The sequence below is a fragment of the Streptomyces sp. RK9 genome (assembly GCF_045070545.1).
Lineage (GTDB): Bacteria > Actinomycetota > Actinomycetes > Streptomycetales > Streptomycetaceae > Streptomyces > Streptomyces alboflavus.
The window spans coordinates 3499192-3512729 of the sequence record NZ_CP173704.1 but is presented as its reverse complement, the minus strand read 5'-3'; the positions used below and the strand labels follow the sequence as shown (position 1 = coordinate 3512729).

The 13538-nt window shown below is 71.2% G+C and carries 10 protein-coding genes; 3 read left to right on the top strand and 7 right to left on the bottom strand.

What is annotated here, in order from left to right; all coding sequences use genetic code 11:
- Nucleotides 1–691: 691 nt before the first annotated feature.
- Together AB6L24_RS35455 and AB6L24_RS35450 are read left to right on the top strand one after the other, a co-directional pair.
- Nucleotides 692–1918 carry an acetyl-CoA C-acyltransferase gene (locus AB6L24_RS35455; protein ID WP_030357203.1) on the top strand — a complete coding sequence of 409 codons (1227 nt, stop codon included), beginning with the start codon at nucleotides 692–694 and terminating at the stop codon, nucleotides 1916–1918.
- Nucleotides 1915–4047 (top strand): 3-hydroxyacyl-CoA dehydrogenase NAD-binding domain-containing protein, encoded by a 2133-nt coding sequence (locus tag AB6L24_RS35450; RefSeq protein WP_380856800.1) that lies wholly within the window; start codon nucleotides 1915–1917, stop codon nucleotides 4045–4047. The genes AB6L24_RS35455 and AB6L24_RS35450 overlap by 4 nt, the downstream gene beginning before the upstream one ends.
- 64 nt (nucleotides 4048–4111) lie before the next feature.
- Here the strand turns inward: AB6L24_RS35450 and AB6L24_RS35445 are convergent, their stop codons facing one another.
- Nucleotides 4112–5146 carry a hypothetical protein gene (locus tag AB6L24_RS35445; RefSeq protein WP_405663550.1) on the bottom strand — a complete coding sequence of 345 codons (1035 nt, stop codon included), beginning with the start codon at nucleotides 5144–5146 and terminating at the stop codon, nucleotides 4112–4114.
- Between the two features lie 119 nt (nucleotides 5147–5265).
- On the opposite strand from AB6L24_RS35445, the gene AB6L24_RS35440 reads away from it, so the two are divergent.
- The gene (locus tag AB6L24_RS35440; RefSeq protein WP_405662302.1) at nucleotides 5266–5634 is read left to right on the top strand and encodes an NTP pyrophosphohydrolase; all 369 of its coding nucleotides are present in this window, start codon (nucleotides 5266–5268) and stop codon (nucleotides 5632–5634) included.
- Nucleotides 5635–5647: 13 nt separating this feature from the next.
- On the opposite strand, the gene AB6L24_RS35435 is transcribed toward AB6L24_RS35440, so the two are convergent.
- From AB6L24_RS35435 to AB6L24_RS35410, 6 genes are all read right to left on the bottom strand, one after another.
- Nucleotides 5648–6112 carry a hypothetical protein gene (locus AB6L24_RS35435; protein ID WP_405662299.1) on the bottom strand — a complete coding sequence of 155 codons (465 nt, stop codon included), beginning with the start codon at nucleotides 6110–6112 and terminating at the stop codon, nucleotides 5648–5650.
- A 194-nt stretch (nucleotides 6113–6306) separates the two neighbouring features.
- The gene (locus AB6L24_RS35430) at nucleotides 6307–7377 is read right to left on the bottom strand and encodes a C40 family peptidase (RefSeq protein WP_380856806.1); all 1071 of its coding nucleotides are present in this window, start codon (nucleotides 7375–7377) and stop codon (nucleotides 6307–6309) included.
- A 16-nt stretch (nucleotides 7378–7393) separates the two neighbouring features.
- Nucleotides 7394–7876: a poly-gamma-glutamate biosynthesis protein PgsC/CapC gene (locus AB6L24_RS35425; RefSeq protein WP_030357209.1), complete on the bottom strand. Its 483-nt coding sequence runs from the start codon at nucleotides 7874–7876 to the stop codon at nucleotides 7394–7396.
- Nucleotides 7873–9750, bottom strand: coding sequence for a poly-gamma-glutamate synthase PgsB (gene pgsB / locus AB6L24_RS35420; RefSeq protein WP_405662296.1), 1878 nt, complete (start codon nucleotides 9748–9750; stop codon nucleotides 7873–7875). Before pgsB ends, AB6L24_RS35425 begins: the two co-directional genes overlap by 4 nt.
- A gap of 6 nt (nucleotides 9751–9756) precedes the next feature.
- The gene (locus AB6L24_RS35415) at nucleotides 9757–11991 is read right to left on the bottom strand and encodes a HAMP domain-containing protein (protein ID WP_405662294.1); all 2235 of its coding nucleotides are present in this window, start codon (nucleotides 11989–11991) and stop codon (nucleotides 9757–9759) included.
- A gap of 280 nt (nucleotides 11992–12271) precedes the next feature.
- Entirely contained in the window at nucleotides 12272–13474 is a 1203-nt protein-coding gene (locus AB6L24_RS35410; protein ID WP_405662292.1) for a CapA family protein, read from the bottom strand.
- Nucleotides 13475–13538: the final 64 nt, after the last annotated feature.

The window sequence follows — 13538 nt, the reverse complement described above, 5'->3', positions numbered from 1 at the left end:
CGAGCGACAGCCCCGGCCCCACGCCGTGACGACAGGCCGACCGACCGACAAGTTCCGGCCACCGCACCCTGGCGGCGCCCCGCGCACCGAATTCAGACCGACCCGCCGCGACGGCAGGCACCATCACGCGGAGTCACACGCACGCGGCTTCGCGGCGCCCCGCACACTCCCACCGGGGCGGGACGCACCGGAGGCCCCGGCCCGTGCCCATAGGCCCAACGCCCACCGCAGACGGTGCGCCGGGGACGACGGTGAACGGGTGGGCGGGGCAGGGGGACGGCGAGGGGCACGGTGGGGTCGGGTCCGAGCCCGGCAGACGCTCGCCGGGGGGCGCGCCTGGGACGACAGTCACGGGCGGGTGGGCGGGGCTACCGCCGCGCAGCGGCGGACGGAGGCAGCAGGACAGCGGGCGGCGCGACGGCATCAGCCACGACTCCACCTGCCGCCCCGGGAGCGCGCCTGGGCCGGCAGTCACGGGCGGGCGGGTGGGGAAGCCGCCGCGGAGCGGCGGGGGCGGCAGCGGGAGGACGGATGCGGGGCGGAGATGTGGGGGTGGAGGTGGTCGTCCGGGGATGCGCACCGCATGTGATGTGTGCCTCCCCGGACCAACCCTTGGCCTCATAGTTACCGACAAGTAGCATGACCGGAGGAAGCGCGCCGCAGGCGCACCGCACCCTGGAGGAGAGCCATCGTGCCTCGTACCGTCAGGGACGTCGTCTTCGTCGACGGCGTCCGCACCCCGTTCGGCAAGGCGGGCCCCAAGGGCATTTACCACGAGACCCGCGCCGACGACCTCATCGTGAAGGCCATCCGGGAGCTGCTGCGCCGCAACCCGGCCCTGGACCCGGCCAAGATCGACGAGGTCGCGGTGGCCGCCACCACGCAGATCGGCGACCAGGGGCTCACGATCGGCCGCACGGCGGGCATCCTCGCGGGGCTCCCGCAGTCCGTGCCGGGCTACTCGATCGACCGCATGTGCGCCGGCGCCCTGACGGCCGTGACGACGACGGCCGGCTCCATCGCCTTCGGCGCGTACGACGCGGTGATCGCCGGTGGCGTCGAGCACATGGGCCGTCACCCCATGGGCGAGGGTGTCGACCCGAACCCCCGGTTCGTGAGCGAGAAGCTCGTCGACGAGTCCGCCCTGTTCATGGGTATGACGGCGGAGAACCTGCACGACCGCTACCCGAGCATCACCAAGCAGCGCGCCGACGAGTACGCCGTGCGCTCGCAGGAGAAGGCCGCCAAGGCGTACGCCAACGGCAAGATCCAGCAGGACCTGGTGCCGATCTCCGTACGCCGCACCAACGAGGAGGCGGGCGAGACCGGTTGGGGCCTCGCCACCCAGGACGAGCCGATGCGTCCGGGCACGACGCTGGAGAACCTGTCCGGTCTGAAGACGCCGTTCCGTACGCACGGCCGCGTCACCGCGGGCAACGCGGCCGGCCTCAACGACGGCGCCACCGCCTCGATCATCGCCTCCGAGGACTTCGCCCGGGAGAACGGCCTCCCGGTCAAGATGCGGCTCGTGTCGTACTCCTTCGCGGGTGTCGAGCCGGAGGTCATGGGCTACGGCCCGATCCCGGCGACGGAGAAGGCCCTCGCCCAGGCGGGCCTCTCCATCTCCGACATCGGCCTCTTCGAGATCAACGAGGCCTTCGCCGTGCAGGTGCTCGCCTTCCTGGAGCACTACGGCATCGCCGACGACGACGCCCGCGTCAACCAGTACGGCGGCGCCATCGCCTTCGGACACCCGCTCGCCTCGTCCGGCGTCCGCCTGATGACGCAGCTGGCGCGGCAGTTCGAGGAGCAGCCCGAGGTCCGCTACGGCCTGACCACCATGTGCGTCGGCTTCGGCATGGGCGCCACGGTCATCTGGGAGAACCCGCACCACAAGGACGCCGGAGGCGACAAGTGAGCACCACCACCACTGAGCTGTTGAAGGGTGCGGCCGAGCTGTTCCCGGACGAGGTCGTGACGCAGGCTCACGTACGTCACCTCGACCTGCCCGCGGGCGCCGGGCGCTTCGCCCTCATCACCCTCGACAACGGCTTCGACCACACCAAGCCGACCACCTTCGGCCCGGGCTCGCTGGCGAACCTGAACGCCGCGATCGACCAGGTCGAGAAGGAGGCGGCCGAGGGCACGATCGTCGGCGTCGGCATCACCGGCAAGCCGTTCATCTTCGCCGTCGGCGCCGACCTCAAGGGCGTCGAGATACTGAAGCGGCACGAGGACGCGCTGGCCATCGGCAAGGGCGGCCACGACGTCTTCAAGCGGCTCTCGGGCCTCGCGGTGCCGACGTTCGCGTACTACAACGGCGCCGCCATGGGCGGTGGCGTCGAGGTCGGTCTGCACTGCGCGTACCGCACCGTCTCCAAGGCGCTGCCCGCGTTCTCGCTGCCCGAGGTCTTCCTGGGCCTCGTCCCGGGCTGGGGCGGCTGCACGATTCTGCCGAACCTGATCGGCGCGGACCGAGCGGTTTCGGTCATCATCGAGAACTCGCTGAACCAGAACAAGCAGCTCAAGGGCAAGCAGGTCTTCGAACTCGGCATCGCGGACGCGCTGTTCGAGGGCGCGGACTTCCTGGAGCAGTCGCTGGTGTGGACGGCCTCCGTCCTCAACGGCACCGTCAAGGTGGAGCGCCCGGAGATCGACCGCGGCGAGGGCTGGGACGCGGCGGTCGCCCGTGGCCGCGCCATCGCCGACTCCAAGGTCCACGGCGCCGCCCCGGCCGCGTACCGCGCCCTGGAGATCGTCGCCGCCGCCAAGGACGGCGACCTGCAGAAGGGCTTCGACGCCGAGGACAAGGCGCTCGCCGACCTCATCATGGGCGGCGAACTGCGCAGCGGCATCTACGCGTTCAACCTGGTGCAGAAGCGCGGCAAGCGCCCCGCGGGCGCCCCGGACAAGAACCTGGCGCGTCCGGTCACCAAGGTCGGCGTCGTGGGCGCGGGCCTGATGGCCTCGCAGCTGGCGCTGCTCTTCCTGCGCCGCCTCGAGGTGCCGGTCGTCCTGACCGACATCGACCAGGAGCGCGTGGACAAGGGTGTGTCGTACGTCCACGGGGAGATCGACAAGCTCCTGCTGAAGGGGCGCGTCAACCAGGACAAGGCCAACCGTCTGAAGGCCCTGGTCACGGGTGTCCTGGACAAGGCCGAGGGCTTCGCCGACGCCGACTTCATCATCGAGGCCGTCTTCGAGGAGATCGGCGTCAAGCAGCAGGTGTTCGCCGAGGTGGAGGCGGTCGCCCCGGCGCACGCGATCCTCGCGACCAACACCTCCTCGCTTTCGGTGACGGAGATGGCCTCCAAGCTGAAGCACCCCGAGCGGGTCGTCGGCTTCCACTTCTTCAACCCGGTCGCGATCCTGCCGCTCCTGGAGATCGTGCGCGGCGAGCAGACCGACGACGCCTCGCTGGCCACGGCCTTCGGTGTCGCCAAGAAGCTGAAGAAGACCGCGGTGCTCGTGAAGGACGCCCCGGCGTTCGTCGTGAACCGCATCCTGACCCGCTTCATGGGCGAGATCCAGAACGTCATCGACGAGGGCACCCCGGTGCCGGTCGCCGAGAAGGCCGTCGAGCCGCTCGGCCTGCCGATGTCGCCGCTGGTCCTGCTCGAGCTGGTCGGCCCGGCCATCGGCCTGCACGTCTCGGAGACGCTGAACCGCGCCTTCCCGGACCGCTTCACGGTGTCGCCGAACCTGAAGGCCGTCGTCGAGGCCGGCAAGCGCGGCTTCTACGTGTACGACAGCGGCAAGCCGGAGCTCGACCCGGAGGTCGCCGCGCTCCTGAAGCAGGGCGACTCCGTCCTGACCGAGGAGCAGGTGCGGGCCCGCGTGCTCGACGCCGTCGCCCAGGAGATCGGGCTCATGCTCGACGAGGGTGTCGTCGCCGAGGCGCAGGACGTCGACCTGTGCCTGATCACCGGCGCGGGCTGGCCCTTCCACCTGGGCGGGATCACGCCGTACCTGGACCGTGAGGGTGTCAGCGAGCGCGTGAACGGCAAGCGGTTCCTGGAGCAGGGGCTCGCGAGCGTCCCCGCGTAGCAGGGAGTCGTGTCAGTGCCCGGTACGCCGATCGGTGTGCCGGGCACTGTCGTGTCCGCGCGCGCTACGCGGAAGCGGCCTGCTCCCACGCCTTGAGGGCGAGGCCCGGCTCGTCCTTGCGGTGGGTCAGGCGCAGCGCCCCGGTGCCGGGCACGAAGGTCGCCGCCATCACCCGGCCCGCGGCGTCGGTGGCGAGGGCGACCCGCGCGTCCACCGGCAGGGCGGGGCCCGACTCGGCCCACCAGGCGCCCGCCGACTCCAGCTCGGTCGGGTAGGCGGCGAAGGCGACGCGGCCGCTCTCGGCGCGCTGGGCCAGCAACGTGCAGTCGTGGCCGTCGAGTTCGCAGCGCATGGCCGAGACCGGGCCGGGGCCCGCGGCCGTGAGGAGGCGGACCGGCTCGTCGGCCGCGGTGCCGCGCCAGGCGCACAGCTCGCCGTCCGTGTCCGTGAAGAACAGGGTGGTGTGCTCGGCGGAGGTGGCGAGGGCGCGCAGGGTGCCGGGGCGGGCCGTGACCGGCAGCGGCTCCTCGTCCAGGGCGGGGATGGCCCCGGGTGAGGCCTGGCGCCAGCACAGGATGCTGTCGGCGGTGGCCGCGTACGCCGTGACCAGGCCGGATTCGCCCGTCACCACGGCGAGCGGGCCGCGCACCCCCTGGCCCTTCAGGTCGCGCCAGGGGCCCCAGCCGCCCTTCTCCTTCTGGCCGCGCATGCTGACCCCGCCGCCCCGGTTGGGCACGAACACATGGGCGCGGCCCTGGGCGTCGACGGTGACGGCGGGCGCGCCGGTGCTCTGGCCCTTCTTGTTGGGGTGGCCGAGGGGGTTCCAGTCGAGGGCGGTGAGGTGCGGCTGGAAGTGCGTGGAGTGCACGAGGCCGGACTCGCCGGAGACCGTGGGCCGCCATGACACCAGGTGGGTGTAGGTGTCGGTGCCCTGGGCGACGGCGAGGACGGGGTGGACGCGCTGGTCGCCGCCGACGACGCGGGGCGCGGTCCAGGGCTCGCCCGGGTGGCGTTGGGTGCGGCAGACCACGGCGTCGCTCTCGCAGGCGTAGACGGCGAGCCTGCCGTCGCGTGCGCGTATGAGCCAGTCGCCGTTCACGGTCGGTGGGGTGGGGGCTGGGGGCATGCGGCGGTTTCCGTGGCCAGGGACGTCGGGTCACAGCAACTCTAATGGGCGAGGTGGGGGTGGGCGCACCCGGGCGTGCGAGGCTTGGCCGCATGGACACTGTGACCCTCGTCGTGGACGCCGCCAATGTCGTGGGCTCCGTGCCGGACGGCTGGTGGCGGGACCGGCGGGGTGCGGCGGAGCGGCTGCGGGACCGTCTGGTGCCGCTCGCCGCCGCGGGCCTGCCCGACGTGCCCGGCCCTCTCGACGTCGTCCTCGTCGTGGAGGGCCGGGCCCGCGGCGTCGAGTCCGTCCCGGGCGTCCACGTCGACTCGGCCCCCGGCAGCGGCGACGACCGCATCGTGGAGCTGGTCGCGGAGGTCCCGGGCCCCTGCGTGGTGGTCACCGCCGACCGCGAACTGCGCCGGCGGGTGGGCGAGCTGGGGGCGGAGTGCGTGGGCCCGCGGACGGTGCGGAGCTAGCCCGCTCCGGCGCTCAGTACCACTTCCCGCACCACACCTGCGCGCCCGCGCCGTCGACCGTGCAGACCCTGACCTTCAGGTCCTTGATCTTGACCGCGGGGTCGGTGTGCAGGCTGGTGTGGCGGCCGCTGTCGCTGGCGTCCTCGACCGTGTTCAGAGTGCGCGTGACGGGCTTCCAGGTGGAGCCGTCGAGCCAGGAGTAACCGGCCTGCAGGACGGAGTCGTTGCCGTCGTTCTTGAGGTCCCACGTGTTTCCGTAGACACCGCCCTTGCCGGTCTCCCAGTCCACGCGGAGGACGGCGCGGGCACCCTGGGTGCCGTCGTACGGGGTGACGAACGAGCGGGACTCGGCGTAGTGGGCCTCACCGTCGGCCCAGTGCTCGGGGGCGGCCGTGGCGGGCGCGGCGAGGACTGCGGTGGCGACCACGGCTCCGGCGAGCGGCAGCAGGACGCGCGCGGGCACCTTGGTGAACTTCATGAACTCCCCCTTCTGCGGCCCGCGTTGCGGGCCCTTCGGTGATCAGGCGGCCCAGACAAACACGCCTTCGCGCGGCTTGTCATCAGCGATAGGGGCTCTTGCTCCTGTCACGGGTGGCGTTCTCGCCAGGTAGGGGGTGAGGAGGGGTGCGGTGCTCCCGCGCGGGTTCGTCCGCCCGCGCGGGAGCCCGGCGGCTACAGGCGCTTGGCGCTGCGCAGCGCCTTGGCGTAGTAGCCGTTGCCGTCGAGGCGGGACGTGCCGCCCTTGTCGCCGATGGTGGGGCCGTTGACCTCTTCGCGGCTGGAGATGAACACCTTGTGGCCCTCGGCGTCGTGGCCGAGGAAGATCCCCACGTGGTCGAGCCGCTCCTTGGTGCGGGCGTCGAGCTTGAAGAACACCAGGTCGCCGGGCTGGACCACGTCGATCGTCTTCGGGCGGTCCGCGGCGCCGACGCCCTTGAGCGGGATGACGGGGGCGCCGAGCTTACCGCGGGCCATGCCGTTGGCGGTGCGGGGCAGGCCGTCACCGGTGGTGTCGTTGGCCATCAGCGGGAACCGGGCGCGGTAGCCGAAGACGGTCCGGATGAAGCCGGAGCAGTCGATGGCGCGGGCCCGCTTGGCCTCGGGCTGGATCGTGGTGCCGTCGCGGAAGGTGTACGGGATGCCGAGGTAGTCGTAGAAGTCGGACTGCTCCTCGCGCAGGTCGTTGCCCTCGCTGCCGGCCGGGTTCAACGGGCCGAAGCTGGCGTCACCGGCGTAGGAGATGCCCTCGTCGTCCTTCTTGACGGGCGCGCCCTCCACGTACTGGAACGCCATCGCGAAGAGGTCGTCCTCCTCGCTGCCCGCGAACTCCTTGAACCAGTCCTTGAACCACTTCTCCTTCTCCGCGCCCTTGCGCCACACCTCCGGCATCAGCCGCACCCAGTCGTCGGTGACGACCTTCGACTTGGTGTTGCTGGGCTCGGCGAAGGTGCGGCTCGGCCCGGAGAGGGTCGCCGTGCGGGCCCCGTCGGTGAAGGTGGCGAGGACCTTGCCGTCCTCGGTGCGCAGGACGGAGCGGTCGGGGTTGCGCAGCCGCTCCCACTTCTGCTTCCCGTCGGCCTGTCCGGTGCCGTTGGTCAGGTCCGGGGTGTCGGTGACGGACTGCACCTTCGGCGCCTTGTCGTGCTCGTCCTTGCGCAGCTCGACGGTCAGGTAGGTGCTGCCCGCGAGCAGGGCGAGGACGGTGACGGCGTGGACTGCGGGGCGCTTCTTCTTGGGCGGCATGTGTGGCTCCGGTAGGTCAGGCGGAGGGCATGAAGCCGAGGAGGATCCCGGCCGTGAGGACGACGTAGGCCATGAGGGTCACCGATCCCGTGGCGAGCAGGGTGGGGCCCTTGGGCTGACGGACCAGCTGGTAGGCGATCAGGCCCGGCACGATGAAGCCGAGGGTCTGGTTGCTGTACATCAGCGGGAACTCGATCGAGAGCACGATCATCACGGTGGCCTGGAGCACCACGCCGGTGAGCACGACCGCGGCGAACAGGCGCTTGCCGTAGAGGATCACGAACTTCTGCATCAGCAGGGTGCAGACGTACGTCAGGACGGTGACGCCGACCACCATGGCGGCGCGCTGGAGGTCCTCGACGAGGGTCAGCGCGAGCCAGCCCGGCGTGATCATGCCGCCGGGCGACAGGTTGGTCGTCAGATAGCAGACGAGCGAGAACAGCAGCCCGAGCGCGATGCCGACCGCGGCGATCTCGGGGGTGAGGACGGACGGGATCAACGCTGCTCTCCTGGGCTGTGCCACTGCTGGGTTTCATCCGCGGCGGGCGGGGCGGGCGGGACGCGCGGCTCGAACAGGCCGCGGGGGGCGGGAGGTTGGGACGGGTCCTGCGGCGGTTCCGTGTGCGGCGCCCGGTAGGACTCGTGCGGCGCGTACTGCTCGTGCGCGCCCTGGTGCTGCTGCGGGGCGTGCTGGTGGTGCTGGCCGAGCGCGGGCTGCTGGTGGTGCCGGCCCTGCTGGTGCTGGCCCTGCTGGTGCTGCGGGTGTGCGGCCTGCTGGTCGTACTGCGGGTGCGCGGCCTGCTGGCCGTGGTACCCGTGCGGGGCCTGCTGGTGCTGCTGGCCGTACGCGTCGTACGTGACCGGCGTGTCGTACGACGCCTGCTGCGCCGCGTACGGTTCCTGCGCCGCGTACTGCCCCTGGTTCTGCTGCTGGTACGCGCCCTGCCCTGCGTAGGGGTCCTGCGCGGCCTGGCCGTCGTACTGCGGCGGGTAGTGCTGCTGTGCGGTGCGCTGCACGGGGACGTGCGGCACCGGGACCATGCGGTGCGAGCCGGTGTTCGTGTACCGGCTCTCGTACGCCTCCGGGTAGTGCTGGTACGGGTCGATGTGCGGCTCGTACAGCTGGTGGCTGCCGGTGGTCTCGTTGGCGGACTCGCCGGCCGGGGCGGCCGGGGCCGCCGGGTCCTCGCTCTCGTCGGCGGGCAGTTCGGCGAGGTGCTCCAGGAGCAGCTCGCCCTGGCCGTGGATGTTGCCGATGGCCACGAGCGAGGAGTCCGCGCCGAGCTGCCCGAGCAGCAGGCCCATGAACTCCTCCGGGTCGCGCCGGTCGCCGCCGAGGTCCACCGCGCGCGAGCGCCAGTCGGCGGGGATCGCGTCGATGGCGGACTTGGCGGGGTGGCCGATGACGAAGACCTTGTCCGGCTGCAGGTCCGGGATGATCTCGCCCATCTGGCCGTTGCGCTCGACGCGGTCGGGGCGGCAGTTGATGACGACGTTCAGCGGGCGGTGGATGGCGCCGAGGTCGAGCAGCTGGTTGATGTTCATCAGCGTCGACTCGGGGTCGTTGGCCGCGAAGACGTTGGCGAAGCGGAGCTTCTTGCCCTCCTCGGTCACGTACCGCTCGACGGAGAGGACACCGGGGTCCGGCGGCGCGTCGTACATGCCCTGGAGGGCGACCTCGCGGCCGACGCCGAGGAGTTCGGCGACCTTCAGCGCGATCGACACGTTCTCCTTGAAGGTGAACCAGCTGAAGCCGCGCAGCTCCTCGTCGGAGACCGTCTCGGGGTCGGCGTAGATCAGCTCGCAGTTCCGGGCGTCGGCCTCCTCCTTGAGGATCGCGAAGCGGTCCTTCTCGGCGGTCACGCAGATGCCGTTCTCCGGCATCGAGCGGGACAGCGAGCGCGCCACGTCGTCCAGGGTCGGGCCCATCTCGGCGAGGTGGTCCTCACGGACGTTGCAGAGCACGCCGATGGTGGAGCGGATCAGCTTGGACTGGTTGATCTCCTGGAGCGCCGGCATGACCGCCATGCACTCGATGACCAGCGCGTCCGGGTTGTACGCGGCGGCGCGCCGCACGATGCCGATCTGCTCGACCACGTTGGCGATGCCGAACTTGCGGTAGACCGGCTCCTCGGTGGCGTCCGGGTGGATGAACCGGGCCGCGGTGCCGGTGGTCTTGGCGACCGTGGTGAGGTCGCCGCCGCGCAGGGCGCCCGCGCACAGGCGGGTGATGGAGCTCTTGCCGCGGATGCCGTTGACCAGCACCCGCGACGGTATGTGTTCCAGGTTGGTGAAGTGCCGTCGCTGCTCGATCACGCCCGCGACCAGCAGGACGGCGCAGCACACCACCAGGACGGTGTAGAGGAAGAGCACAGCGGTTCAGTTCCTTCCGGCGAGGCCGGCACTGGCGCCGTCCCGCTTGCGCTGCGTGCCCGACGGCAGCTGCTGCCTGATCAGTTCGAGGCTGCGCGTGACGGCGCCGACCTCGTCGTGATGGACGGGGTACAGGACGGTCTTGCGGTCGCCGTCGGCCAGTGCCTCGGCCTGCTCGGCGAGCTTGCGCAGCGGCCGCACCACGATGATGTGCAGCCAGCCGAGGCAGGCCGCCGCCGCCGTGATGCCGAGCATGCCCGCGAGGACCGTGCGGTTCTGCAGGGTGTACTCGGGGATCTCGAGGTTCGACGCGGGCTGCCAGCTGACCACGGACCAGCCGAGCTGCTCGGCCGCGCCGCCGCCGGCGAACGGGGCGGCGGCCGCGATCTGGATGTCGCCGCCGTCGCGGTACAGCACACCGCTCGGGCGCGGCTTGCCGCCGACCTTCTGTCCGGTGCCCTCGACGAGCCCGTTGAGGCGGCCGCTGGGCAGCCCCTGGAACTCGCGGTAGCCGTCGTTGCCGCCGAGCACCCGGCGCTTGGCGTCGACCACGCGGACCTCGCCGAGGCCGGGGCGCTTGAGCAGCGAGTTCAGGAACTCGATGCGGAACTCGCCCACCACGGCCGCGCCCTGACGGCCCGGCACCTCGGCGGTGCCGATGATGACCGGCTCCTTGCCGTCGTCGTCGATCACCCGGACCGCGGTGTCGGACGGCTTCTCGCCGGAGGGGCTGCGCGGGTCGTCGCCCGACTTGGAGAGGACCTTGCCGTCCTTGTCGAGGACGTACAGGGACCGGTAGCGGGAGTGCTGGTTGCGGGTGCTCTCCAGGACCTTGTCCATGTCCGAGGGGTCGGTGCGGGCACCGATGAGGGACGCGAGCGAGGTGAGGTCGGCGTGGCCCTCGTTGAGCGCGCGGCGGACCCGGTCGGAGAGGGTGTCGGTGCGCTCGCGCTGGTCGTTGACCATCTGCTGCGGCACCTGGACGGTGTCGCCCGCGCGGTTGATGAGCAGCAGCAGCGGCGCCGACCAGACGAGCAGCAGCACACCGGCGACGGCGAGCAGGGTCCGGCTGCCGAGCCCCTTGCGCTTGGCCGGGGTGGCCTTGGCGGCCGGTTCCCCGTTGAGCTGGCGGCGCAGCCGTTCCAGGGCGCCGCCGATGCGGGCGGCCTCGCCGTGCTTGGGCACGGACACCGGGCGGCCGAGGTCGCCGCGGGTGAGCCTGCGGCTCTCCAGGAACAGCCGGACGATCGGGCGCTGCACGGTGCGAAGCAGCAGGAAGACGGTGAGGCCGCCGATGACGAGGAGCGCGCCCGCGGCGAACAGGCCGAGCGCGGAGCCCTTGGTGCGCTTGGCGTCCTCGGCGACCGGGACCATGGAGACGACGCTGAGGCCGAGGCGGGTGGCCACGGTGGACTCCCCCGCCTCCGGTGCGGCGAGCGAGGCGTAACCGGCGATGGACCGCTCACCGAGGTGGCGGTCGCCGACCAGGTGGCCGCTGACGCCGAGATAGCCGCCGGAGCCGGGCTCCTTGGCCAGGATCGGGTGGCTGCGGGACTTCTTGGCGGCGGTCTCCGCGAACGACTGGAGCTGCTTCTCGGAGGCCTTGACCTCCGCCCGCTCCTCGTCGGTGCTGACCTGCTCGGGCTCGGGGATGCCGTCGGTGCTCAGCACCTTGCCGTCGTCGCCGACGACGGCGATGGAGCGGAAGTTGCCGAGGCTGATGCCGGGGAAGCGCAGGCTGCTGGAGGCGACCAGGAGCTGCTGAGGCTGTCCCTTCCAGGCGAGGACGGCGAAGGAGAGCAGTCGGGTCTCGCCGCTCTCCAGGCGCACCATGCGGGGCGCGAGGCCGTCGTCGTCGGAGAGCTTCGCGCGGTCGATCGCGGCCAGCGGGACGTTCTCGCCGCGGGCGGCGAGGAGCTTGCCCGAGCGGACCTCCATGACCGCGGTGCCCATCCACTTCTGGTACACGCTGCTGATCTTGTCGAGCACGGCGTCGGCGGGCACCGGGTCGGACGCGTTGAACAGGTCCGCGGTCCGGGTGAGGTCGGTGACGCTCTCGTCGATCGAGGCGCGCAGGGCGATGGCGCCGTCCTCGGCGAAGTGCTGCTGGGACGACTTGACTGCCTTGGGGACGGCTTCCTGGCCGACACGGCCAAGAGTGAGGGCGGTGACGCCCGCCAGGGCAAGGAGCAGGACCGACAACACGGCGATCGGGGGGCGGATGCCTCCGATCAGTGACATGTCGGTCCTTCGGCGGACCTTGTGCCGCCGCTTCGTGGGCGAAGCGGCCAAGGGGGTGCTCCTCTCCTGGAGTGACACAGCGAGTGACACTGATGTGACACGGGGTATGGACGTCGTGCCGCGGCGCACGCGGGCGCGCAGGGGCGATCTGGAATGTCATGACCCATGACGGGTCCGGATGGATGTACGAGCGTAGCGAGATGTGAGCTACGTCAAAGATCCACTTCCGGCACCTTTCACAAGGCCGCCGGGCAGTTCACCTGGAGTTCTGCGGAAGTTCTCAGTCCGGCAACTTCTCCAGGGGTTCGAGGCCGTCCTTGCTCGCCCCGCGGTTGAGCAGAGTGCCCTGCGTACGCTCGAAGGCGAGGCGGTAGCGGGCCCGCTGCTGGGTGGTGAGCTTGTCGCCGTCACGCAGCGCGGTGGCCACGTCGAGCAGCCGGTGGTCCTTGACCGCGTCCTTGGGCAGCGCCGCGCCGTCCTCGTCGGGCTCCGGCGGGATCTCCGTGAAGGTGGGCGCGTACTTGGCGTTGACGTCCCAGTCGTCGCCGTCCTTGCGGAACTCGAACCAGCCGATGACGCCTTCCTCGGTCAGTCCGCTGGGCGCGTCGTGCCGGGCGATCTGGTTGCCGAGTCCGTACGCGATCCAGGTGCCGTCGACCTTCTCCATCGGCTGCACGACGTGCGCGTGGTGGCCGATCACGAGGTTGATCCCGGTCTCCTTGGCGATCCTGCGGCCGAGTTCGACCTGCTGGGCGGCCGCGTTGGGCTGGTGCTCCTTGCCCCAGTGGAGGCTCAGGATCACGACCTCGGCGCCCGCGGCGCGGGCCTTCTTCTCGGCGGCGGCGATGCGGTCGAAGTCGGTGAGGTTGGCGAGCCAGGGCTTGTCCTTGGGGACCTGCCGCCCGTTGAAGCCGAGCGCGAACGCGATCTGGCCGACCTTGACGCCCTTGACCTCGGTGATGAGGGGCTTGTCGGCCTCCGCCTTGTTCCGTGCCGTGCCGGTGTGGCGCAGGCCCGCCTTGTCCAGGGCGTTCAGGGTGCGGGTGACGCCCTCGGGGCCGTGGTCGAGGCTGTGGTTGGAGACGCTGGAGCACTGGTCGTAGCCGACGGCCTTGACGGCGGTGGTGATCTGCGGCGGGACCACGAAGTCGGGGAAGCCCTGGAACGGCCCGCCGGGGGCGCCGACCACCGGCTCGAAGTGGCAGATGCCGAGGTCGGCCTTGCTGATCACCGGCTTGATGCCGGCCATCATCGGGCCGAAGTCGATGCCCTTCTCACCCTTGCCCGTCGCCTTGCCGTCCTTGCGGGCCTGCTCGGTGAGTTCGGGGTGGATGAGGATGTCGCCCGCGGCGGCGACGGTGAAGGTCGGGTCGCCGCCGTCGGCGGCGTCGCCGTCGTCGCCGAAAGGGCCGCAGGCGGTGCCCGCGAGCAGGACGAGCGAGGCGGCGCAGGTCGCTATGAGCCTGCGAGAAGGACGTGTCATCACGAGGCTATCTTTATACAACCATGACTCACCCTCCAATTCGGTCGATAACAAACGCAAAGCG